Source organism: Pseudoalteromonas sp. PB2-1, from assembly GCF_045040605.1.
In the GTDB taxonomy this organism is placed as follows: domain Bacteria; phylum Pseudomonadota; class Gammaproteobacteria; order Enterobacterales; family Alteromonadaceae; genus Pseudoalteromonas; species Pseudoalteromonas arabiensis.
On sequence record NZ_CP090667.1, the window covers coordinates 1,906,078 to 1,931,228 of the forward strand.

The window sequence follows — 25,151 nt, forward strand, 5'->3', positions numbered from 1 at the left end:
AATTCACGTTTATTAGTTAAAAGACAAAACCATACTAACATAAAAAAACACTGAATATCGCCTAGTTTTACTGCGTTTGGTTAGTGTTTAAACTAATTCGTTGCTTTATTTTATCAACGATAAAGGTAGCGATTGGTAAAGTTATAACCATTACTGAAATGAAGTATACATTCATCAAGCCCACAATGCCTGTAAGAACCAAAGGCACAACAAGTAAACCCACAAGTGCTATATATGACGCAGCAATAATTGGCCAATGTTTATCATATTTACCAATCAAATGAGCAACAAGCGCATTAAAACCAATGCCATATGCAATCGCAGTTAACAGGCCGTGCTCAGGCTTAGCATCATGCGCCATTGCAACAAGTACAGTTACACCGCTATGATAAAAATAGGAAAAGACTGACCACAGCAACAGGTGTTTAATAATACGTTGTAATTTTGAAGGTTCGCTTATCGGCATTATTTATCTCCAGAAACCAAAAAACCGCCAATAAGGCGGTTTTTTTAAATAATGGTGGAGAGATAGGGATTTGAACCCTAGAGGGGCTACAAACCCCTGCCGGTTTTCAAGACCGGTGCATTCGACCACTCTGCCATCTCTCCGTACGGCGCGCATAATAGTGTTTACTGAGTTTTTTGTAAAGGTTTATTTTTAATAAAGTTCAATAAAGTTAATAATATTGCTTAGGACGTCTTGCAATCCATGAGCATATCAAACAAATAAACACGCTTATAAGGGCAAAAGCCGTTGCCTGAACAACAACGTCGATGCGATTAAAGTTGTCGCTAGGAACAATAACAAGTAAAAATGCAGGCAAGCTTGTAAATGTCAGAACATAACAACATATTTTAAATGCACGCCCAAAATCAAAGCGTTTTGTACTTTGCATCCACCATGTGAGTAGAAATAACACTCCCACAGCCGATAACCCTAGAAACTGAGGAGCTTTAGTCGACATAGCCACAAAAAATGTAATAATTGCGCCGAATAATCCCCATACTGACCAAGCGAACCAATTTTCTTTTTCACGTAAAAATAAGTTTCCCATTTTTCTCGTCTTCTTTATCGTTATTTTTCTGAGACTTCCATTACATTATCAAAAAACAACCGATTAAAAAACATACCGAAGAAGATTATTTAGTTTTGCGTCCAAGCGCTTCTTACAGCAAAGATAAACTTGAAAAAAGTAGCATAAGCAAGCTTAATCAGATCTGACTATTAAAATACAAAAAAGTTCAAAAATTATTATAAATTTTCAAAAAATCGTGATGGTTCATGCCTTACAGGCTTTTTGCAGTCCACTTCTGGTGTTCCCAGATATAAAAATCCTACAATTTCATCCTCTTCTTTGCACCCTAAAGCAGACTTAACAAAAGGACTTTGCGCAAAGTAACCGGTTCGCCAAATACCACCTAGTCCTTGTGCAAAAGCAGCTTGTTGCATTGCTAGGACGCTGCATCCTGCACTTTGTACTTGCTCAATACGCGGTACTTTTGGATTGTCGATTACATTAGCGATTGCAATTATCACCATTGGCGCACGCAAAGGTAATGATTTTGCACGTTCAATGATTCTTGCATCTTGTTGCTCAGCAACTGCCGCTTGGTGATAAATCTCACCTAGCTTATTTAATGCTTCGCCTTGTGCAACAATAAATCGCCACGGTGCTATGCAACCATGATCTGGCACTTTCAGTGCCGCACGTTTGATAATTGATAATTGTTCTTGTGAAGGGCCAGGTGCGACAAGCCTTGGATCAGACTGTCGAGTTTGTAAAAGCGTTAAAGCATCCATTTCAAATCCGTAAATACATAATACGAAGCCCCTAATTAATAGGGGCTATAAAATTTAAGCTTAACACTTATTCTAGTTATCAATAAAGTCATTAGTTTGCTTTACAGCCAACCAGTAATCGATACTCAAGTATCTTCCCCCACCCATAAAGAACAGGCTCAAAAGCATGACAAAGTAAATTACTGAAAACTCCATACCATTATTTAAAATCATAGGACGGCCAGTTTCATATAAATAGCCAGTATGACCGTGTGTTTCTAATAAATCGCGCATTTTAGATAATCTTTCTGAGGCTTGTGCTGAATTGTCTAAGCTTTCTTGTGCTCCCGGGATATTTATCCAACTTAAAACACGCGCAGGACTTGTGCTTGCATCTGTTGGCGTAACAGCAAACCAACCATGTTCGCTATGAACAGTCGTTGCCGCTACTAACATGGTAATCATAAGTGGTATAGCCACAAGTCGAGTTAAAAAGCCAAAAAATAAAAGTATCCCACCTAAAAATTCAGTCCATGCAGCTAGAAAAGCTAATAATGCAGGAAAAGGTAAACCGAGACCCCACTCTTCATTTCCAAACCAGGCGATGATATCTTCGGATGCTAAAAAGTATTGATAAAAATGAGTAACATCACCACTCAGAGCAAGCTTATTAAAGCCAGCAATTATCATAACCGGGGCTAAGATAAATCTGATAAGAAGTGCAGGAACGCCGTCAAAAATACGGAGTTTATTTAAGGATTGATCATATGATTTTATTAAAGTATTCAACATTGTGGCCTCAGTTATAAGACTAGTAATTAGTATAGACTAAGACCACATATAGCTTGTGTTTATTTCAATTAGATTTTTCTAGCTACCTGTAATGCTTCAAAAATTGCACGCTTAGCATCAATGGCAGCCGCTAACTTGGCTCCACCAATAACGTGAACTTTCGCATTTTCTTTTTCATTTGCAAATGTTTCGCTGTTAGACACTTGACCGATGCATGCGATGACCGTATCGACATCTAACAGTTTTTCTTCGCCTTTGACTGTGATCTTCAACCCCTGTTTATCGAAGCTTAAGTACTGACATTCTGCTATTTGTGTTACACCATGTTGTTTAGCAACCTGGCGATGTATCCAACCTGTCGTTTTACCTAAGTCGCTACCAAAGCGTCCTTCACTTCGCTTAAGCATATAAAGCTTACGTGTATCTTTGTCTGGCTTGGCTTCACACTCTATTCCCCACTGAGTTTTAAACTGCTCAATAGTTTGACCTTTGTGTTCACTTAAAAATGCCACCATATCAAAACCAATGCCGCCAGCCCCCAATATAGCAATTTTTTCACCAAGCTCTACTTCACCTCGAATCACTTCATCATAAGCGAATACACGTTTACCATCGCCACATTCGATTTTCGCTTCACGTGGACGTACGCCTGTTGCAAACACAACGTCATCGTATTGATTAAGCATATCGTCTTTAAATTCAGTACCTAGTTTTAGATCAACATCAAGACGCTTTAATTCGTTAGTGAAGTAGTTAAGTGTATGGTTAAAGTCTTCTTTACCTGGGATTTGCATTGCCAGATTAAATTGACCACCCATTTTCTCTTTGCGCTCGATGAGTGTTACCTTGTGCCCTTTCTGTGCGAGATAGCAACTTGCAGCAAGACCAGCCGGCCCTGCTCCCACAACAAGTACTAAACGTGAAGACGATGCTTTTTCTAAACTATAGTCTAATTCAAACGCCGCTTGTGGATTGACCAAGCATGTCGCTCGTTTATTTTTAAAGACATGATCTAAACAACCTTGGTTACAACCAATGCAAATATTAATTTGTTCAGACTGCTTATTAATATATTTGTTAAAGAATTCAGGATCAGCCAGAAGTGGACGAGCCATAGAAATAAGATCTGACTCACCTGCCTCTAAAATGCTATTGGCGATTTCAGGAGTATTAATACGGTTTACAGCCACAACCGGCACTGACACAGTGTCTTTTAACCTTTTCGAAGCTTCTTTAAATGCACCAGGCGGAACCATGCTGGCAATAGTTGGAACACGCGCTTCATGCCAGCCAATACCAGTATTAAATATGTCTACTCCAGCCTCTTCAAGTGCTATAGCTTGTTGCTTTACTTCATCTGGCGTTGAGCCATCTGGAATAAGATCCATAACTGATAGACGAAAAATAATAATAAATTTTTTACTTACTTTTGCTCTAACAGCTTTAACAATCTCAACAGCTAAACGCATGCGATTTTCTAAACTACCGCCATAGCTATCGGTGCGTTTATTTGTGTGATTAGCCATAAACTCATTGATTAAATACCCTTCTGAGCCCATGATTTCAACACCATCATAACCCGCTTTTTCAGCAAGCTTTGCAGAGTTCGCAAAGTCTTTGATGGTCTTTTTTATTGAACCTAATGACATTGCTTTAGGTTTATAAGGATTGATAGGCGCTTTAATTGCACTTGGCGCTTGATTAAATGGATGATAGGCATATCGTCCAGCATGCAGTAACTGCAAGCAGATTTTTCCACCTTGCTCATGCACAGCCTCTGTATAAGCACGGTGTTTAATCACATCATAATAAGAGCTAAACGTTGAAGCAAAGGGAGTTAATTTACCACGTATATTTGGGCTATAGCCGCCAGTAATAATTAACCCAGTGCCCCCCTTCGCCCTTGCTTGGTAAAATGCTCGTAAGCGTTTTCGGTTATGCCAGCCTTCTTCAAGCCCTGTATGCATTGATCCCATAACCAAACGATTACGAAGTTCAGTATGCGGTAATTGTAATTTTTGTTCTAACATGTGTGCCCCGTTAACTGGTCTAACCTCTGTAATAGTTAGATTCTGCTGTAATAACTGTAAATAATCAACTTTTAGCATCTAATTAATCTGTGGCAATTTGTTGATTTAAACACTCTGTTACTATTTAACAGTTAATTTTAAGGTTATTCTGAGCTAAGATGAGTTAACTACTAAGTTGTACTGAATTAAGGATTTATTTTGCTAGCAAAGATATTTAAAGGCATTTGGGCAGGGATTAACTTCTCACGCCGATTGGTTCTCAACATTATATTTTTACTACTAGTAATACTATTTATTGTTGCTATCTCCAGTGAAGAAGACAAAGTAAAAGTGGCCGACGGCACTGTATTACGCCTAAACCTAAATGGACCAATTGTTGAGGAAAAAACCTATGTTGACCCTGTTGAAGCAGCTATCAACGATGCAACTATGGGCCAAGAAGCACCATCAGAAATTTTGCTTGATGATGTAATTGAAGTTATTAATCAGGCAACTGAAGATGATCGTATTTCAGTTATGCTGCTTGACTTACAAAAAATGCCAAGTGCCCATATCAACAAATTAAAGCAAATAACAAAGGCGATTGATGCATTTAAAGAAGCGGGTAAACAAGTTGTCGCAACGGGCTATTATTACACGCAAGCACAATATTATATTGCAGCTCATGCTAATGAGGTGTCAATGCACCCTTATGGCGGTGTAAGCATTGAAGGCTACGGCATGTTTCCGCTTTATTTCAAAGATGCACTTGAGAAACTTAAAGTAACACAACACATTTTCCGCGTGGGTACTTATAAGTCAGCCGTTGAACCTTTCATCCGCAACGACATGTCTGAGGCTGCAAAAGAGGCAAATAATGTCTGGCTAACCGCACTTTGGAACGAGTACAAAACAGACGTCGCTGCAAGTCGTCCATTCGATGAAAGCAATTTCGATGAAGATATGGATGTATACCTTGCTAAAATGCAAGCCGTTAATGGTAATTCAGGTCAATACGCACTAAACAACCAATGGGTTGACTCACTGAAAACGTCACAACAAATTCGTCAACAATTAATTGATGTAGTGGGTACTGAAGAAACAGGCAAAACCTTTAAACAGGTTAGCTTCCGTGAGTATTTATCGCTTGTAAAATCACCTATTGAATTTGATAATCCAATTACTGAAAAAGTAGCTGTTGTTGTTGCTAAAGGAACCATTGTAGACGGTGAACGTAAGGCAGGTGAGATTGGTGGTGACTCTACCGCTGCCCTACTTCGTAAAGCGCGTCTTGACGACAAAGTAAAAGCTGTTGTGCTTCGTATTGATTCAGGTGGCGGTAGTATGTTCGCATCTGAAGTAATTCGTGCCGAAGTATTAGCACTTAAAGCTGCTGGCAAACCCGTTATTGCATCAATGAGCTCAGTTGCCGCTTCTGGTGGTTATTGGATTGCATCTGCCGCTAACGAAATTTGGGCTGCTCCTAGTACTATTACGGGCTCAATTGGTGTATTCGGTACCTTCATGACATTTGAAAATACCATGGCTGAATTAGGTATTTATTCAGATGGTGTGGCAACGACCGATCTTGCTGGTTTTTCGATTGCTCGCCCACTTGATGAGAAAATGGCAGATATCATTCAATTGAGTGTAGAAGATGCTTATCAGCGCTTCTTAAATGTAGTGGCAGAAGCACGTAACATGACACCAGAACAAGTGAATGAAATAGCTCAAGGCCGTGTGTGGATTGCGACCCAAGCAAAAGAGCTAGGTTTAGTCGATAAACTAGGTGATAAGCAAGATGCTATTAAAGCTGCGGCTGAACTTGCTAAGCTAACTCACTATGATGTTAAAACCATCAAACAGTCGCTTACCCCTCAAGAGCAAATGCTACAAGATATCTTTGGTACAGCCGCTGTTAAAAGCTTTTTTGCTAAATCTGATTCATCGCGATCAGTGCTTGCAACACAAGCTAATTTACAGAGCCTAATTAATCAGGTTAGTAGTGAAATTGATAACCTAAAAGATTATAACGATCCACAAGGTGTTTATGCACGTTGTTTAGTATGTAACGTAATTCAATAAGTTACTTAGCTAAGCAATTTTAGGTATACTAAGCCCAGTTATTTTACTGGGCTTTTTTTATGAAACGTAAACGTATATATATCGCCTACACGGGCGGTACTATCGGGATGAAAAAATCGAGCCGCGGCTATGTTCCGGCAGAAGGTTTTTTGACCGAAACAGTGGTTAATAATGCAGAGTTTAATCGCGATGAAATGCCTTTGTTTGATATACACGAATATTGCCCACTCATTGATTCTTCAGACATGTCGCCTGCCCATTGGCAACTCATTGCTGACGATATTAAAAGTAAATACCAAGACTATGATGGCTTTGTAGTTTTACATGGTACCGATACCATGGCCTATACCGCCTCGGCTTTGTCTTTCATGTTCGAAAACCTAACAAAACCTGTGATTGTAACCGGCTCGCAAATTCCACTGTCGCAGCTGCGCTCAGATGGGCAAGTGAACTTACTAAATGCGATGTATTTAGCCGCTAATTATCCGATTGCTGAAGTAAGCCTATTTTTTAATAACCAGCTGTTCCGTGGTAACCGTGCTACCAAAGCGCATGCCGATGGCTTTGATGCGTTTGCTTCACCTAACCTTGAACCTTTAGCATTATCTGGAATTAATATTCAACTGATCAAAGGGCAGCTCAGCCCTTACGTTGATAACGAATTACAGGTATCGAATATCACACCACAACCCATAGGTGTGCTTTATCTATACCCAGGTATAAGCCCTAAAGTGGTAAAAAGTTTAGTTAACGATGATATCAAAGCACTTGTTTTACTTAGCTTTGGTGTCGGTAATGCGCCACAAGATCCTGCGTTTTTAAATATTCTTAATGACGCTAGTAAACGCGGTATGGTGATTGTTAACTTAACACAGTGTTTAAAAGGCCAAGTGAATATGGGTGGATATGCAACGGGTAATGCCTTATTAAATTGTGGTGTGATCAGTGGCTACGATATGACATTAGAGGCGTGTTTAACCAAATTACACTACTTATTCAGTCAAAAACTTGAAGTAGAAACAATTCGTCACTTGATGCAAGACAATTTGCGCGGTGAATTGAGCCGATAATCAATACAATTGAATACAAAAAAGGCACCAACTGGTGCCTTTTTTTATACTTTTGATAATTAACGAACTTTTTCGTCAATCTCAACTAAGTCTGTTAAATGGCAAATCTCACCACTGTGAGTTTTAATACCATGCTCACCGAAGTAGTCACGTTGTGCTTGAACAAGGTGACCATTACTTGGTGTTGTTAACGTCGCAATGTAAGTTTGTGTGGCTGTTAACACAGGGAACGCAAGACCCGAAGCAACTGCTGCGCCTGTTACTTTGCGTAATGCAGCTGATTCACGCTGCATCGAATCGATAAATTCTACACCTTCAGCCACATTGTCTAAGTAATCAGCACGAATGATACAACCAGCGCGCCATGTTTGTAGCGTTTTCGAAAGGTCAACTTTCCATTGATGAGCGCGAGATGCACCTTTGATAAGTGCTAAGCCTTGACGATAAGCAAGTAAACTTGCCAGTGTGAATGCATCTTTTAACTCATCCAAATCTAAATCAACTGAGTCAGTTGCTTTAGCAGCGTAAGTCATTTCTTTCGCTGCATGTGTATCACAAGTATTTGTTAAGTGACGAGCTTGTACAGCCGCCACTAATGATGGTACTGCAATGCCAAGTTCTAGCGCATTTTGTGCAGTCCATAGGCCAGTGCCTTTAGCGCCAACCTTATTATCGATTAAATCGACTAGCGGCTCACCTTCTGTTGTTTCAAGGCTTAAGATATGGCTTGAAATTGACAGTAAGTAGCTATTTAAAGTCCCTTCTGACCAGTCATTGAAAATATCAGCCACTTCTTTCGGTGAACGATTGGTGCCTAAACGTAGCAATTGGTACATTTCGGCAATTAATTGCATCAACGCATATTCGATACCGTTGTGAACCATTTTTACAAAGTGACCACTTGCAGATTGACCTACACGCGCAAAACATGATTCACCTTTGTAGCTTGCCGCTACTTTTTCGAACCACGGCTCTACACGCTCCCAGCCGCCTTCTGAGCCACTCGCCATCATAGCAGGACCATGACGTGCGCCTTCTGCACCGCCAGAAATACCCATAGTGGCAAATTCAAATTTGTTTTGATATTTAAGTTTACGGCTAATACCATCTTTGTAGTTACTGTTGCCGCAATCTACAATAATGTCATCACAGTCAACGCCTGCTTCTGCAAGCTCTGTACACACTTTGTCAACCAATTCACCAGCAGGAACTAATAGTAAGATTGAACGAGGCGGCTCTAAGCGTCTAACCATATCATTTAAATCAGACACTATGTGTAAACGGTCTGCCAAACCAAGCGTTTTCGCACAGCTTAGTAACTCAGCACCCGCATCAGGGTTTTTATCATAAGCTACTAATGTCAGCCCTTTTTCAATCAGGTTGAGGGCAAGATTTTTACCCATAACGCCTAACCCTACTAATGCAACTTGCATTTAGTGTCCTCCTCGGTAACAACTATTGGTTAGTTAATCAAAATAATTACGCGCGCATTATACCCAAGCAGCCCAAAAATGCGAGCTTGTAAGCTAAGTTGATATAAATCATCAAAATCATGAAGCGACGTTATGGTCAGTATATCAAAATAACGAAGGCATCGGACCAGATTTTTATAATACCCTTTAAAAAGGTATGTGTATTGACGCTACCTGACACCGGTGTCATAATAACGTCATTGTTACTTTGTATATTACAATTTTATGCAAATAGTCTGATTCTCATAAGTAAGAACACTATTCTTACTTATGAGTTCTACATCGTGCCGATGTATAAGCCAATATAAATGGTTTAATTGCACGACTTTTTAATAGATAACCATCAATTTGCTTAATTTAATTAAGCGCACAGGAGAATTTGATGCTAAGACGCACAAAAATTGTTGCGACCCTTGGACCGGCAACCGATCGCGATAACAACCTAGAAAAAATTATTCGTGCAGGTGCAAATGTTGTTCGTTTGAACTTCTCACATGGTGTAGCACAAGATCATAAAGACCGCGCAGAAGCGGTACGCAGCATTGCTAAGCGTTTAAGCAAACACGTTGCTATTCTCGCTGACTTACAAGGCCCTAAGATTCGTGTATCAACTTTCAAAGATGGTAAAGTTAACCTAGAAGTAGGCGCAAAATTTACCCTTGATGCGAAAATGGAAAAAGGCCAAGGCGACGTAAACTCGGTAGGTATCGACTATAAAGAGTTACCAAACGACGTTAAACCTGGTGACTTACTACTATTAAATGACGGTTTGATTCAATTAACTGTCGATAGCGTTGATGGTGCCCTAGTTCACACGACTGTTACTGTCGGCGGTATACTGTCAAATAATAAAGGGATTAACCGATTAGGTGGTGGCTTAACAGCCCCAGCTTTCACTGAAAAAGACAAAGAAGATTTAATCACAGCTACTGAAATTGGTGTTGATTATATTGCTGTTTCATTCCCACGTAGTGGCGATGACATGCGCTATGTTCGCTCTTTAGCAGAAGCGGCTGGTTCAAACGCGCAACTTCTAGCAAAAATAGAGCGTGCAGAAGCGGTTGAGACTGTTGAAGCAATTGATGATATCGTACTTGCATCTGACGCTGTTATGGTTGCACGTGGTGACCTTGGTGTTGAAATTGGTGATGCCGCCCTAGTTGGTAAACAAAAGCTTATTATTAGCCGCGCACGTTCACTAAACCGTACTGTTGTTACTGCAACACAAATGATGGAATCAATGATTGATAACCCAATGCCAACCCGTGCAGAGGTTATGGACGTTGCTAACGCCGTATTAGATGGTACAGATGCAGTTATGTTATCTGCTGAAACAGCGGCAGGTGACTACCCTGAAGAAACCGTAGCTACTATGGCTCGCGTTTGTTTAGGTGCAGAATCTCAAAAAGAAACACATGTCTCTAAACACCGTTTAGACAGCCGTTTTTCATCAAATGCTGAATCAATTGCCTTATCTGCGATGTATGCAGCTAATCATTTAGATTCTGTAAAAGCGATTGTGACACTAACGGAATCAGGCAGCACAGCTAAGTTAATGTCGCGTATTAGCTCTGGTCTGCCAATTTACTCACTATCACGCCATGCAAGCACACTGGGGCAAACAGCTCTTTATCGTGGTGTTTATCCTGTATTCTTCGATTCAACAAAATGTGAAGATGACAGCATGGTTCGTGACGCATTAAACACGCTGGTTGAACTTGGTTCTCTTGTGGCTGGCGACACCGTGATTTTAACGCACGGCGATGCGATGGAAACGATTGGTGCGACAAACACAATGAAGATTGTAACAGTTTAAACTATTACAATTACTCGTTAAAAAGGCGCATTAAATGCGCCTTTTTGACTTAATTAGTGTCTATTGTTAACTAGCTGGCCAGTGCTGCTTTCACTTTATCACGGTAACTACGGCTCACTTTTAGTTCTTGACCGTTATCAAGCACTAATAAGTACTCACCGCTTACTTGGGTAACAAGTTTGCTAATTTGTTTAGTATTTACAATAGCACTACGATGAACACGTACAAACAATTGCGGGTCGAGCTCTTGTTCAAGCTCTTTCATCGTTTTTCGTAAGATATGCGTTTGTCCGTCTTGGCAATGTAGACACATATAATCACCTGCCGCATCAACCCATTGAATTGTAACCACAGGCACACGAACAATTTCACCCTGCTCTTTTACAGCGAGTGATTCTGGATAACGCCTATCTGCTAGGCTATCTCCTGTTGCTAATTTCTTTAAAATTTCTTCGCAGTTGTTACCTGTAATACCCGCAACAAAGCTCGCTAGTTTCTTCTTATGGGCGTTATCTTGTTGTGTCTTTAAATAGGTATGCACTTTCTCTACCGCCTGTTTTAGTCTGTTGTCGTCGACTGGTTTAAGAATATAATCCAATGCATGAATTTCGAATGCTTTAACAGCAAACTGGTCAAATGCCGTTACAAAAACAATAGCTGGTAATGGATTGACACTCTCGCTCAATGCTCGCGCTACTTCAAACCCATTCATGTTTGGCATTTGGATATCCAAAAATACTAATTGAATGTTGCCAGATACACACTCATCAATTGCTTCTTGTCCATTGCTACATAAACGAATAACTTCCAAATCGTCAAACTCAGAAAGTCTTACAGCTAAGCCTTTTCTGGCTAATGGTTCGTCATCAACAATCAGCGTTCTAATTTTGCTCATTTATTTAACAGCCTTTTCAAACGGAACACGCAGATTTACCTTTAATCCACTTGGCGTATTGTCAGAGAGTACAAACGAATAATTGTTCTCATAAAGTGTTTTTAGTCGGTCTTTGGTATTTGCTATGCCAACGCCTTGAGAATTAACCAGTTGGCCATTTATCAGCTCGGTACCAGGACCATTATCGCCTACTTCCAATAATAGTTCATTTGCGAAAACTTGTGCTTTTATATCAATCACACCACCTTCATTTAGTTGTGCAATAGCATACTTAATGGCATTTTCGATAATCGGTTGCAGTATTAAACTTGGCACTAGTGCTTCTTTTGCTTGCTCACTCACTTCAACATTTACCTGCAAACGTTCATCAAAACGCACTCTTTCAATTTCTAAGTACAACATTAAAGCATGTAACTCCTGCTCTAATGGGACTTTTTTGATTGGATCTGTGTTTAACGTATAACGTAAAAAGTCACTTAATTTAGAGACCATTAGATTTGCATCTTTGTTCTCTTTAACTAATATCAATGTAGAAATAGCATTAAGCGTATTAAATAAAAAATGCGGGTTTAACTGATAACGAAGCATTTTTAGTTGCGCTTCATGGGCCATTGTTGTTGCTTTTAATGCTTTTTGTCGCTCACTTTGTAAAAGCTGGTAATACTTAATTCCAAAGTACAAACCACTCCAACACAAAATGATATAGACAGAATCTAAACCTTGTTGAAGGTAATAAAACCACTCATTTGGCCTATAACCATGTCGGTATATTTCCCATAAGTTAAATTTTTGTACTACTGCCCAAAGCGTTCCCGTCAGATAAGACGCGCCAAAAACAACGAGCATTAATACCCAAGGTGACGCGTTCCACACTTTCCTATACATATAGCGTAAAGGTATCGTCATTAAGCATCCTGCATAAGCATTCAAAACGATAACAAACACGTATATGTCACGCATTTCAAATACTTTTGAGCCTATATAATTTACTAATGCATAGCCAATCCAGCCAGCGATCTGCAGGACCCAGAAAAAACGTTGTCGATTATCAACTAAAGATTGCCAATTCAAAATAACGAGTTACCTTATATACTTATTTTTATTATACCGATAGTCACGAGAATAAAGCACTGCCGCCTATCTTGATTTTTTATAGCCTTACCGCATTCTTCAGGCATTAAAAAAGCGAAGACTACGACAGCCTTCGCTTTATCATTACTTTATTTTTAAGCTAATTTATCTGAAGCCACTTTATAATTTGGATCTTCAATCACATTTACTTCAACAATATCACGTGCCTTATGAAGGAGTTGAATGCAATCAGGACTCAAGTGGCGTAAGTGTAATTGCTTGCCTGCTTTTTTATATTTGTCCGCTAGGCTATCTATGGCTTCAATTGCACTGTGATCAGCAACACGGCTGTGCTTGAATTCGATGATCACATCTTGAGGATCATTTTTAACATCAAATAGTTCAGCAAAATTTTTCACTGAGCCAAAGAACAACGGGCCATGTAGTTCATATACTTTTGAGCCTTGCTCATCTATATAATTACTTGTGTAAATGTGCTTCGCATGCTGCCAAGCAAATACCAGTGCAGATACAATGACCCCCACACAAACCGCTATTGCCAAGTCGGTTGCAACGGTTACACCTGACACTAATACAATCACAAACGCATCTGACTTAGGTACTCGCTTCATCATTTTGAAACTTGCCCACTCAAATGTGCCTAAAACCACCATAAACATAACACCTACTAGCGCTGCTAATGGGATCATCTCGATTAAACTTGCTGCAAACACGATAAAAACAAGAAGTAATAAAGCTGCACTAATGCCAGATAAACGTGAACGACCACCCGAGTTTATATTGATCATTGATTGACCAATCATGGCACAACCACCCATTGCACCAAAGAAGCCACACGTCACATTGGCAGCGCCCTGACCTATACACTCTTTATTACTATGGCCGCGAGTTTCTGTGATCTCATCAATTAAAGTAAGTGTTAATAATGACTCAATTAAGCCAATTGCCGCTAAAACTAATGCGTAAGGGAAAATAATTTTAAGCGTTTCTAAATTGAAAGGCACCATAGGAATATGAAATTCAGGTAAGCCACCTGCAATAGTCGCTTGCTCGTTACCTGTCATGCCCTTTAGAAAATCAAGTACCGTACGCGCTTCTAAATCTAGACCAATAACTAAACCTGTTACGGTCACAATCGCAACAAGCGAAGATGGTACTGCTGTCGTGAGCTTTGGCAAAAAGTGAATAATAGCCATAGTTAATGCAACTAAACCAAGCATGATATAAAGCGCTTGTCCTTCCATCCACTGCTGACCGCCCATGCCATCTGGTACTTTAAACTGCCCTAACTGCGCTAAGAAAATAACGATTGCCAAGCCGTTTACAAATCCCAACATCACAGGATGTGGCACCATGCGGATAAATTTACCCAGCTTAAACACCCCCGCTAAGATCTGCAATATCCCCATTAATAGTACAGTGGCAAATAAATACTCTACACCATGATCTAATACTAAACTTACCATCACAACAGCCAGTGCGCCTGTAGCACCAGAAATCATACCTGGACGACCCCCAAAAATAGCCGTTATTAAGCCAACAATAAATGCAGCATATAAACCGACTAATGGTTCTACGTTAGCAACGAAAGCAAATGCAACTGCTTCTGGTACTAATGCTAACGCTACAGTCAGGCCTGATAATATATCGTTTTTAGCAGAGCTAGGTGCTTTGCTGAGTAAGTTAAACATTAAGATCCTCTTTCTTGTGAATACGTTTTGGCAAGGCGCGGAATTCTAGCAAAAACTTGTTACGTTAACAATTATTAACAACAAAACGGCTAGCATTGTAAAATGCTAGCCGTTCATTGAAAAAGACTCAGTGTAGTAAATGGAAGAACTAGAGTGGTAATGATGTACTACGTTTAACACATGTCATTGTAACATTCGAATGTACTTCTTGAACGAATTCTAAGTTCAAAAGGTTATCACGAACAAACTGCTCATAGCCCTCTATCCCTTTTGATATGATACGTAACATAAAGTCCATTGTCCCTGCCATACTGTAGCATTCGGTAACTTCATCATAACTCATGATCAAACGTTCAAATTCAGCCAAGTTTGTTCTACCGTGGTTAGATAAGCGAACATGGGCGTAAACCAACATATCGAAGCCAAGCTTTTTCTCGTCAAGCAAAGCAACTTTACCTTTGATATAGCCATCCTGTTCAAGCTTCGCAATACGACGCCAACATGGAGATTGAGATAAACCAACTTTATCGGCAATTTCTGCCGTTGATAAGCTAGCATCTTGCTGTAACAATGCCAAAATTTGGCGATCTACTTGGTTTAGAGACATTTTATTTCTTTTTCTTTAAAGTTATTGGTTAAATTATACTACTGATTTAAAAATCAGTCTGCTCATTTTCAATTATTTATGCAAAAAAAATGCAATTCTAGCCATAACGCCCGCTAATGAATGGGTTCGTTTTTCGTTCATGACCTACCGTTGTATTTGGGCCATGCCCAGAGAGAATTCTAACCTCATCTGCTAGAGTCAATATTTCAGATTTAATAGATTCAATAAGTTGCGCACTGTCGCCTTTAGGAAAGTCAGTACGCCCTACCGAACCTTGAAAAATTACATCACCAACAAATATTTGCTCAGACACATCATGGTAAAAAACAACATGTCCTGGGGTGTGACCAGGGCAGTGGCGCACTGATAGACAAGTATTACCTATACGAATTGTGTCTCCATGAGCTAACCATGCATCTGGATAAAATGGCGCTATGGGCGTAAAACCAAACATTTGCGCTTGCATTGGTAATGAATCAAACCAAAACTTATCGCCAATGTGTGGGCCTATGATTTTTACAGCAAATTTTTCAGCAAGTTGTTTCGCTGCACCAACATGGTCAAGGTGACCATGAGTCAAAAAAATAGACTCAAGTTCGCATCCTAATTCACAAAGCGTTGCACTTAGTTTATCGGCATCTCCGCCAGGATCAATTAATGCCGCTTTGTTGGTCTCACTACAAATAACAACACGACAATTTTGTGCAAAGCCTGTTACTGGAATTGTAATAACGTTCATTTCATTGCTCCATGGAAGGTTTTTCAAACGCCATTAAAATTGGGTACTGCAAATAAGCTTGATCATAAAAAGGTGAGCGCTTGTATAACCAGTTCAGGCGTGCTTCTGGGTCTTTAGCAAAGACTTTATCTTCACGAACTTTTTTATCAAACTCAAGCGCTAGCTCTGGTTGCGCTTGTAACATTTGCTTTGCGTAAGGTATCAAAGCATAGTTTTCCATATACTCAGTGCGCTGAAAAATAGTATTGAACTCGCCCCATGCAAAGAATGAATCAGGTGCTTCAGGATGCAGCAAATGAGTTGCTAGCTCTGAGTATGGCTGATTTGTTGATACCTTATACCAGCCAGTTACATCAAAATCAGTGATGTTCTTGTAATCGAAGCTTGCTTCAACTCGAAAACGCCCTTCAAAAGGCACTTTAGCAAAAGTATAGTCTTTCACCGTAGCCTGGGTTAAAGATTTAGGCCCAGTGTCTTTAACACGCAATACTTCAACACCATGTAGTTTTAATTTACTAATAATTGCACTATAAGCTGGCGGAATATAAAAGGCGCTAGGCACATTAACTGTTTTTTTAACGATTTTTTGCCAGTAAATAGGCAATGCATCATAACTTTCTTCTTCACCAAGATAAGCTACTTCCGCTTGCCCTGATAACTCACTTTTACTACGCGTATATTTTATTCCTTTAAATACCAGTGTATCAGGTTCTGTTGCATAGCTGCGCTCAACTACCAGTTGCGTAGGTTTAAATTCACGTTCTTTTTTAACCGCCGCTTGTAACGCTTGATTATTTTTAGCAAGCGCATCAATTGCACCATCTAAAAACACGTAAGTGCCAAGTACACGCTGTTTATAAGGTTTTAAAGAGTGGTTTTCAACTAAGATGCTCGGTAAAGAACGTAAATCGCCCCACCCATTCGAATAGCGTGGTGTTGCAACCCATCCAGCCAATCCTTTTTTAAAATCACGTTTATCCATTACAAAAACTAACGGACCGGGAATATGACCCATCTTAGCCAATTTAGTGTCGATAACTGGCTTGAACATTGTGTCGAGTGCTTCTGAAACACTGGGTGATTCACTTGAAAAAACCGGATTATAGCCATACGTCACATCATATTGATAATCAGCGCCGTCGGTAACATGTACATCCACATAAAGATCGGGTTTGAACGTATTAATAACCTTCAACACACCTCGCACTTCTGGGGTATCTAACTTAGTGTAATCACGATTAAGGTTTAAATTTAAACCATTGGTTCTAAAACCCATTTCAACGGGGCCACGCTGATTTATACGATTAAATTGGCTACTTCTTTCATGTCCATCAACATTTAAAATAGGAATGAAAAGTATATTTACTTTACTCAAGATATCACGGCGCTTGCCTGTTGCAATGTCACGCAGCAGCATAAACATGGCATCTTTGCCATCAATCTCACCGCTATGAATACCAGCTTGAATAAAAATTGTTGGTTTTGCATCAGACGTTAACTGCGCTGCATCGAACAAACCTTGTTCATTCGCAACTAACATTTTTATCTTACGCCCTGCACTGCTTGTTGCGATTGTTTGTACTTTAAACTGTGTTGGGTTGGCTGCAACAAGCCTATCAACAAACGCCATGGTATCTTCATAGTTTGGCGAACGCATACCGCCACTTAATTCAAAATCTGTAGTTAATGGACCTTTTTCTTGCATCAACGTCACACTTTCACCTTGCCAAGGTTTTAAGGGTGGTAAGTGACTGTCCATGGTCACAGCAGCAGATAAAAACATTAAGCCAGCAAACATATTACTCTCAGGTGCGATACTTATTTAATTAGAAGAAATTATAACAACTAATCTGAGTTGATTGCGTAAACTGCGGTGATTCAACAAAAAAATGGAGCTAATGACATGCGTATATAATTATTTAGCAAAGAAATGTTTTGAGTTTGAGATCAAAAAAAGGAGCACAAGGCTCCTTTTTAAAACTTTTATGAAAAGCGAATTAAGCCGCTAGGCCTTCTTTTGCTTTTTCAACAAGTGCTGCAAATGCAACTTGGTCATAAACTGCGATATCTGCAAGGATCTTACGATCGATTTCTACAGAAGTCTTTTTAAGACCATTGATAAAACGGCTGTATGAAAGACCGTTTTGACGAGCTGCTGCATTGATACGTGCAATCCAAAGTTGACGGAAAGTACGTTTCTTAGCACGACGGTCACGGTAAGCGTATTGACCCGCTTTAGTAACTGCCTGGAAAGCTACGCGGTAAACACGTGAACGTGCTCCGTAGTAACCTTTAGCTTGCTTTAAAACTTTTTTGTGACGTGCACGTGCGATAACACCGCGTTTAACTCTTGCCATTTCTGAAGACTCCTATTAAGCGAATGGTAACATACGTGAAACTAGACCATGGTCATTCTTATGAACCATCATCTTAGGACGTAAGTGTAATTTACGCTTAGAAGTTTTCTTAGTCAGAATGTGACGAAGATGCGCTTGTTTACGCTTGAAACCGCCAGAAGCAGTCTTTTTGAAACGCTTAGCAGCGCCTCTGTGAGTTTTTAGCTTATAAGCCATTGCAATAACTCCAAATGTATTGCTTTACGATTAGGCAAGCAGGCGAGAGGTAAATAAATAACTCTACTTTTAAGGCCAAACTTACCGCCAATATCCGGTGAAAATCCAGTCAATATAACTGCAATTTTACTTTAAACCGGTTATTTCAGGTGAACAGCATGCTGCTACTTGGAGACCTGAAATAAATTCGGTGCGTATTATCGCTTGTTTATTACTTTTTAGCAATAGGGGCCATCATCATTACCATTTGACGACCTTCAACACGATTAGGGAAAGATTCAACTTGTGAAACATCTTCCAAATCAGCTTTAACACGATTTAATAATTCAATACCAATTTCTTGGTGAGCCATTTCACGGCCACGGAAGCGAATAGTAATTTTAGCTTTATCACCCGCTTCTAAGAACTTACGCAAGTTGCGAAGCTTAACCTGGTAATCACCTTCATCCGTACCTGGACGGAATTTGATTTCTTTAACCTGGATCTGCTTTTGCTTTTTCTTTTGTTCTTTTAGTTCTTTGCTTTTTTCAAAGATGAACTTACCGTAGTCCATAACCTTACATACAGGTGGCTCTGCATTAGGACTGATTTCTACAAGATCTACACCCGCATCATCAGCCATAGCTTGCGCTTCTTTTAATGACACGATGCCAGCTTGCTCGCCGTCAATGTCAATTAAACGAACTTCTTTAGCTGTAATATCTTCGTTGATACGATTTTTTTGAGCTGTTTGTTGCCCTTTCTTGCCGCCTCTAATGGTACGATCCTCCAAGAATATAAAATAAAAAGCGTGTAGTTGGCTGTTTGTTATGCCCTACACGCTCATGATTTACTGTCGATTTTTTATTTCATCACTAATTTTAGCTACAAAATCATCAACATTAAATTTGCCTAGGTCTTCACCTGTGCGAGTGCGTACTGCCACTTCTTGTTGTTCAACTTCTTTGTCGCCAACAACAAGTAAATATGGAATACGTTTTAACGTATGTTCACGGATTTTAAAGCCAATCTTCTCATTTCTCAAGTCAGCAGCGGCTCTAATTCCAAGTTTATTTAATTTTTGTACAATTTCTTGCACATAATCAGCTTGTTTATCGGTGATATTCATAATCACAACTTGCTTAGGCGCAAGCCATGTTGGAAACAAGCCAGCGTATTCTTCGGTTAAAATACCAATGAAACGCTCGATTGAACCTAATATAGCACGATGAATCATCACTGGTGTACGACGTTCATTATTTTCTGCAACGTATGTCGCACCTAAACGACCCGGTAATGCAAAATCTAGCTGTACAGTACCACATTGCCATGCACGATCTAAACAGTCATAGAGTGTAAACTCAATTTTAGGACCATAAAATGCACCTTCACCTGGTAGGTAATCAAACTCAATGTCATTTGCTTTCAGCGCTTCAGCCAGTGCAAGCTCAGCTTTATCCCACATTTCGTCTTCGCCGATACGCTTTTCTGGACGAGTAGATAGTTTTACAACAATCTTTTCAAAGCCAAACGTTTCGTATGTATCGTAAACCATTTTGATACATGACGATACTTCATCCATGATTTGCTCTTCTGTACAGAAGATATGCGCATCATCTTGAGTAAAGCCACGTACACGCATTAAGCCGTGCAATGCACCTGATGGTTCGTTTCGGTGACAACACCCAAACTCAGCCATACGCAATGGAAGATCACGGTATGATTTTAAACCTTGATTAAAGATTTGCACGTGACCTGGGCAGTTCATTGGTTTAATTGCATATTCGCGCTTTTCTGATTCAGTTGTGAACATGGCATCTGAATATTTATCCCAGTGACCTGATTTTTCCCATAAACCACGGTCCATCATTAGTGGGCCTTTCACTTCTTCGTAATCATACTCACGTAGTTTTTCACGAACAAAGTCTTCTAGTTCACGGTAAATGCTCCAGCCGTCATTATGCCAAAACACCATGCCTGGTGCTTCTTCTTGCCAATGCCATAAATCAAGTGCTTTACCAATACGGCGATGGTCACGTTTTTCAGCTTCTTCTAAACGTTTTAAATACGCTTTAAGTTGCTTTTTATCTGCCCATGCTGTGCCGTAAATACGTTGCAGCATTTTGTTTTCAGAATCACCGCGCCAATATGCACCCGCCACTTTCATTATTTTAAAATGTTGGCAGAATTTCATATTTGGTACATGTGGGCCACGACACATGTCAACATATTCTTCGTGATGGTATAAGCCTGGACGGTCATCTTTTGCGATATTCTCGTCTAAGATTTCCATTTTATATGTTTCACCGCGTGCTTCAAAAGTATCACGCGCTTCTTGCCAGCTGACGGTCTTTTTAACCACATCGTAGTTTGTTTTAGCAAGCTCAAGCATACGCTTTTCAATTGCATCTAAATCGTCTTGGCTTAAAGAATGCTCCATATCGATATCGTAATAGAAACCGTTATCAATGGTCGGACCGATTGCCATTTTCGCTTCAGGGAAAAGTTGCTTAACTGCATGACCAATAAGGTGCGCACATGAGTGACGGATGATCTCTAAACCATCGTCGTCTTTTGCTGTGATAATTTCTAAACGTGCGTCATCGGTAATTAAATCACATGCATCAACACGCGAGCCATTCACACGGCCTGCAATAGTTGCCTTGCCAAGGCCAGGACCGATATCACTTGCTACATCATAGGTACTTACTGGGTTTTCAAAACTACGCTGACTGCCGTCAGGGAGGGTAATAACTGGCATTATAAATCCTTACTACAGTGGTGATGCCTACAATGCATCACATGTATTTTTTAAAAAATTAATTTGTAAACTCTGCAACGCTTTTACGAATAAGCATTGCCATTTTAGTGCCTATTTAGGCTCATATTCACTGAGTCTTCGCAAACATGAACGACCATTGTCGCCGCTACTGAATTCAAATACAAGTAGTTAGAAGACTAAATTGACAATTACTTATCCCATTTCATACTTAGTGAAGATAACTTTTTGGGTAAATATGATGTCAAAACCTCACACAGTTAAATTTGCAACATTTAATTTGCTAAATTATACAGCACCACCCTATTCTTTTTATCAGCAACATGAACATTATAATAAAACCCAGTGGCGCCAAAAGCAGCAATTTATCGCCCAGTTTCTAAACCAAACCCAAGCCGATATAGTCGCTTTTCAAGAAGTGTTTAGCTATCAAGCATTGGAAGTACAATGTAAAGAAGCAGGTTACGACTACTTTGAAATAGTTGACACGCCAAGTCACGATGCGCTATATCCACAGGTACTTTTCAATCCCATTGTCGCTTTAGCCAGTAAGTACCCTTTAAAAAGCTGTGAACCACTGACACCCTGCCCAGAACTGCTTGAATACCTGAATAACCAAAATGAGTTCAAGTTCAATAGAACCCCTATTAAATGCTTAATCTCAATCCCTTTCTTTGGGGATATCTGCTGTTATGTGGTTCACTTTAAATCACAACGCGTGCAATCAATGGCGCATATTTTAAATATTCATAACCTTGAAGATCCATTACTTCAATTGCTACATCAAACTGTGGGGACTATGCAATCGCAAATATCACGTTCCCTTGAGGCCTCAATTGTTTATTACGATGCTTTAAAGACACAGCGTGAAAAACAGTGTGCAACTATTGTGATGGGTGATTTTAACGATGTACTTACTAGCCCGACATTATCATTTATGACACAAGGTTTTCATCCGACACGCTGTGAACCATGCATCGAGCAAAATGAACCTGTGGTCGGATTAACAGATGCATATCTATTTAGTGATGAAAATAAAGCAGGCTATACTAAGCCCTTCAGTCATTATTACCATCGCCGTGGCAGCGTACTTGATTATATCCTTGTTTCTGCACATTTTAATCCTGAATGTGCAATGTCAAAAGTGAGTTCAGTCTCCTATTTGAGCTTTGAAGAACATTTAAATCCTGCCGAAACACTTGAAGACATAAGCGTCAGTGATCATAGTGCGATTGCTATTAAAATTCATTTTTAAAGCAACTGTTTTTCAGGTCGTTACTTGCTATAATTGCGAAAATTAAGTTATTTAGAGAATGACCATGAGAACATGCGGTGTAGAAATTACCGGTAGCGACGTGCTGCTGTGTATTTTAACGAAAGATAACGATGTGTTTGATATCCGTGATATAAGACAAACTCGCTTTACCTTAGCTAACGGCAACGACACGGAAGTGATGCGTAAATTTCAATTTGATTTCAGAAAATTAATGCAAGACTATCAAATTGATTCTGTAGCAATTAAAGAACGTCAGCCGAAAGGTAAGTTTGCTGGTAGTGCAAAAGGTTTTAAGATGGAAACGGCTATCCAACTGATTGAAGAACTAGACGTAGAAGTATTAAGCGCAACGACAATAAAAGAACAGTTAAAACGTAACCCTCTACCTATCGCGTTTGAAGATACAGGTCTTAAAAAGTTTCAAGAAAATGCCTTTATTAATGCCTACGTTTATTTGATGCGTAAAACCTACAAGCGAGATGAAGCCTAACCATTTATCAATACTTGAAAAACGTGCTTATGCACGTTTTTTGTGCCTGTAAAAAGACCATCCTTTCCTCCCAACTTAGAGCTACACTCTGTACATTAGTCTTATACCGCTTTCATTTGTCGACAATCTATGCTTAGTTAAACATGTAAGCTAATGCTATGCGAATATTCAATAAATTGATTTAGCTATTTTCGCATCAAGTCCACGACAACATTCAATAGGACACGGAGAACACAATGCAAGCAAACAATATACATGGTAACAGTCTTCCATTAACACAAAGCTATTTCCAAGGCGCTACTGACGTTCCCTTAATTGATAAAACAATAGGTCAGTATCTTGACGATATTGTCGACAATAACCCAGAACATCCTGCTATTGTTGTTAATCATCAAAACATTCGTCTGACATACAAAGAATACCAACATCGAATTAATCAACTCGCTATGGGGCTACTCTCGCTTGGCGTTAAACCAGGAGACCGTGTTGGTATCTGGTCCCCTAATAATATTGAATGGTGTTTAACGCAATTCGCTACCGCAAAAATTGGTGCCATTATGGTATGTATTAACCCAGCATATCGCCCCAGTGAATTAAAATATGCCCTTAACAGCGTTGAGTGCTCAACACTTATTACCGCGAGTGAATTTAAAGCGAGTAATTATATAAGCATGCTTAATGAACTTGCCCCTGAGTTAAAAAACTCATATGCAGGTGAGTTAAACCTAAACGCCCTTACACATTTAAAAAACATCATCCGTATTGGTGATAAGCCAGCTCCAGGAATGTTCAGTTTTGATGATATAATGCAACGCGCTACAGATGCTCATAAACTCGAACTCGATGCGATTGCAGCTACGTTGAATTGCGAGCAAGATATCAATATTCAATTTACATCAGGTACCACAGGCAACCCAAAAGGCGCGACCTTATCGCATAAAAACATTCTCAATAATGGCTTTTTGATGGCTGAGGCTATGAAACTGACATATCAGGATAAACTCTGTATTCCTGTGCCTCTGTACCATTGTTTTGGTATGGTGTTAGGTAATTTAGTGTGTATTAGTAAAGGTGCAACAGCGGTCTTCCCAAGTGATTCATTTGATCCTAAAACAACCCTTGAAGTGGTAGAAAAAGAACATTGTACCGCTCTTCATGGCGTACCGACTATGTTTATAGCAGAATTGGAACACAAAGAGTTCGCTCAGTATGATTTATCTAGCCTACGAACGGGCATCATGGCCGGTTCGACATGCCCTGAGCAAGTTATGCGCAAAGTTCATTCACTAATGCATATGACAGAAGTCGTGATTGGTTATGGGCAAACTGAATGTAGCCCGATTAACAATGTGACTGAAACTGACTCACCAATTGAAAAGCAAGTGAGTACTGTCGGCCGCGCTCTAGCCCATACCGAGGTGAAAATTATTGATGAACTGGGTGATATTCAACAGATTGGTATCCCTGGCGAAGTATGTAGCCGCGGTGCGGGTATCATGCGCTGCTATTGGAACGATAAAGAGAAAACGGATGCCACCATTGATAAGGACGGCTGGTTACACTCTGGAGATTTAGGGGTAATGGACGAAGAAGGGTTTGTTTCTATCGTTGGTCGCATTAAAGATATGATTATTCGTGGCGGTGAGAACATATATCCACGAGAAATCGAGGAGGTACTTTACACCTACCCAGGTATCCAAGATGCCGCAATTTTTGGAATTAGCGATGAAAAATATGGCGAAGAAGTGTGTGCGTGGATACAACCACAGGATGATGCAGTACTAGATGAACAGGCCATTCGCACATTTTTAAAAGACAAGCTTGCCTATTTTAAAGTACCAAAGCACATTCACTTTGTCGATGAATACCCAATGACAGTCACAGGTAAACTACAAAAATTCAAAATGCGTGAGCAAATGCAGGAGTTGCTCAGAGAAAAAACATTCTCGTAATTAAGAGATAGCTAAAGCTCTGCATTATCGAGCTTTAGCTAAAAATGCACTTTT

22 protein-coding genes and 1 tRNA gene are annotated in these 25,151 nt (G+C 39.7%); 6 read left to right on the top strand and 17 right to left on the bottom strand.

Going from position 1 to position 25,151, the window contains the following annotated elements; translation table 11 throughout:
• Positions 1-67 precede the first annotated feature (67 nt).
• From L0Z67_RS08815 to L0Z67_RS08840, 6 genes are all read right to left on the bottom strand, one after another.
• Positions 68-466, bottom strand: a complete 399-nt coding sequence (locus L0Z67_RS08815; protein WP_237114110.1) for a hypothetical protein — start codon at positions 464-466, stop codon at positions 68-70.
• Positions 467-518: 52 nt separating this feature from the next.
• A tRNA-Ser gene (locus L0Z67_RS08820) sits at positions 519-609 on the bottom strand.
• A 68-nt stretch (positions 610-677) separates the two neighbouring features.
• Positions 678-1,055, bottom strand: coding sequence for a hypothetical protein (locus L0Z67_RS08825; protein WP_062569145.1), 378 nt, complete (start codon positions 1,053-1,055; stop codon positions 678-680).
• A 197-nt stretch (positions 1,056-1,252) separates the two neighbouring features.
• Positions 1,253-1,801: an NAD(P)H nitroreductase gene (locus tag L0Z67_RS08830; RefSeq protein WP_062569146.1), complete on the bottom strand. Its 549-nt coding sequence runs from the start codon at positions 1,799-1,801 to the stop codon at positions 1,253-1,255.
• A 72-nt stretch (positions 1,802-1,873) separates the two neighbouring features.
• The gene (locus L0Z67_RS08835; RefSeq protein ID WP_405127864.1) at positions 1,874-2,572 is read right to left on the bottom strand and encodes a DoxX family protein; all 699 of its coding nucleotides are present in this window, start codon (positions 2,570-2,572) and stop codon (positions 1,874-1,876) included.
• Between the two features lie 68 nt (positions 2,573-2,640).
• A complete protein-coding gene (locus tag L0Z67_RS08840; protein ID WP_062569406.1) occupies positions 2,641-4,602 on the bottom strand; it encodes an FAD-dependent oxidoreductase in 1,962 nt (653 codons plus the stop codon).
• Between the two features lie 198 nt (positions 4,603-4,800).
• Between L0Z67_RS08840 and sppA the strand changes: the two genes are divergently transcribed.
• A complete protein-coding gene (gene sppA / locus L0Z67_RS08845) occupies positions 4,801-6,666 on the top strand; it encodes a signal peptide peptidase SppA (RefSeq protein ID WP_237127868.1) in 1,866 nt (621 codons plus the stop codon).
• 59 nt (positions 6,667-6,725) lie between these two features.
• Positions 6,726-7,736 carry an asparaginase gene (ansA, locus tag L0Z67_RS08850; protein WP_062569149.1) on the top strand — a complete coding sequence of 337 codons (1,011 nt, stop codon included), beginning with the start codon at positions 6,726-6,728 and terminating at the stop codon, positions 7,734-7,736.
• A gap of 59 nt (positions 7,737-7,795) precedes the next feature.
• Here the strand turns inward: ansA and gndA are convergent, their stop codons facing one another.
• Complete coding sequence (gene gndA / locus L0Z67_RS08855) at positions 7,796-9,169, bottom strand: NADP-dependent phosphogluconate dehydrogenase (RefSeq protein ID WP_062569150.1); 1,374 nt, start codon at positions 9,167-9,169, stop codon at positions 7,796-7,798.
• Between the two features lie 421 nt (positions 9,170-9,590).
• Between gndA and pyk the strand changes: the two genes are divergently transcribed.
• Positions 9,591-11,024, top strand: a complete 1,434-nt coding sequence (gene pyk / locus L0Z67_RS08860; RefSeq protein WP_062569151.1) for a pyruvate kinase — start codon at positions 9,591-9,593, stop codon at positions 11,022-11,024.
• Between the two features lie 70 nt (positions 11,025-11,094).
• Here pyk and L0Z67_RS08865 read toward each other — a convergent pair whose 3' ends face one another.
• The 10 genes from L0Z67_RS08865 to thrS all read right to left on the bottom strand — a co-directional run bounded on the left by L0Z67_RS08865 (position 11,095) and on the right by thrS (position 21,361).
• Entirely contained in the window at positions 11,095-11,919 is an 825-nt protein-coding gene (locus L0Z67_RS08865) for a LytTR family DNA-binding domain-containing protein (RefSeq protein ID WP_062569152.1), read from the bottom strand.
• A complete protein-coding gene (locus tag L0Z67_RS08870) occupies positions 11,920-12,990 on the bottom strand; it encodes a sensor histidine kinase (protein WP_062569153.1) in 1,071 nt (356 codons plus the stop codon).
• 155 nt (positions 12,991-13,145) lie between these two features.
• Positions 13,146-14,702, bottom strand: a complete 1,557-nt coding sequence (locus tag L0Z67_RS08875) for a SulP family inorganic anion transporter (protein WP_062569154.1) — start codon at positions 14,700-14,702, stop codon at positions 13,146-13,148.
• 148 nt (positions 14,703-14,850) lie between these two features.
• Complete coding sequence (locus L0Z67_RS08880) at positions 14,851-15,309, bottom strand: Lrp/AsnC family transcriptional regulator (RefSeq protein WP_036968198.1); 459 nt, start codon at positions 15,307-15,309, stop codon at positions 14,851-14,853.
• Between the two features lie 97 nt (positions 15,310-15,406).
• The gene (locus L0Z67_RS08885; RefSeq protein WP_062569155.1) at positions 15,407-16,048 is read right to left on the bottom strand and encodes an MBL fold metallo-hydrolase; all 642 of its coding nucleotides are present in this window, start codon (positions 16,046-16,048) and stop codon (positions 15,407-15,409) included.
• 1 nt (position 16,049) lies between these two features.
• Entirely contained in the window at positions 16,050-17,846 is a 1,797-nt protein-coding gene (locus L0Z67_RS08890) for a M14 family metallopeptidase (RefSeq protein WP_405127865.1), read from the bottom strand.
• 199 nt (positions 17,847-18,045) lie between these two features.
• Complete coding sequence (rplT, locus tag L0Z67_RS08895) at positions 18,046-18,405, bottom strand: 50S ribosomal protein L20 (protein ID WP_062569157.1); 360 nt, start codon at positions 18,403-18,405, stop codon at positions 18,046-18,048.
• Between the two features lie 15 nt (positions 18,406-18,420).
• Positions 18,421-18,621: a 50S ribosomal protein L35 gene (rpmI, locus tag L0Z67_RS08900; RefSeq protein WP_054554888.1), complete on the bottom strand. Its 201-nt coding sequence runs from the start codon at positions 18,619-18,621 to the stop codon at positions 18,421-18,423.
• Positions 18,622-18,832: 211 nt separating this feature from the next.
• Positions 18,833-19,393 carry a translation initiation factor IF-3 gene (gene infC / locus L0Z67_RS08905; RefSeq protein WP_083515308.1) on the bottom strand — a complete coding sequence of 187 codons (561 nt, stop codon included), beginning with the start codon at positions 19,391-19,393 and terminating at the stop codon, positions 18,833-18,835.
• Between the two features lie 57 nt (positions 19,394-19,450).
• Positions 19,451-21,361: a threonine--tRNA ligase gene (gene thrS, locus L0Z67_RS08910; protein ID WP_405127866.1), complete on the bottom strand. Its 1,911-nt coding sequence runs from the start codon at positions 21,359-21,361 to the stop codon at positions 19,451-19,453.
• Positions 21,362-21,617: 256 nt separating this feature from the next.
• Here thrS and L0Z67_RS08915 point away from each other — a divergent pair, with 256 nt between their 5' ends.
• The 3 genes from L0Z67_RS08915 (at position 21,618) to L0Z67_RS08925 (ending at position 25,097) form a co-directional block, all read left to right on the top strand.
• Positions 21,618-22,634 (top strand): endonuclease/exonuclease/phosphatase family protein, encoded by a 1,017-nt coding sequence (locus tag L0Z67_RS08915; protein WP_405127867.1) that lies wholly within the window; start codon positions 21,618-21,620, stop codon positions 22,632-22,634.
• 64 nt (positions 22,635-22,698) lie between these two features.
• Entirely contained in the window at positions 22,699-23,145 is a 447-nt protein-coding gene (locus L0Z67_RS08920) for a DUF3010 family protein (RefSeq protein WP_062569160.1), read from the top strand.
• A 236-nt stretch (positions 23,146-23,381) separates the two neighbouring features.
• Positions 23,382-25,097 (top strand): AMP-binding protein, encoded by a 1,716-nt coding sequence (locus tag L0Z67_RS08925; protein WP_405127868.1) that lies wholly within the window; start codon positions 23,382-23,384, stop codon positions 25,095-25,097.
• The last annotated feature ends 54 nt before the right edge of the window (positions 25,098-25,151 follow it).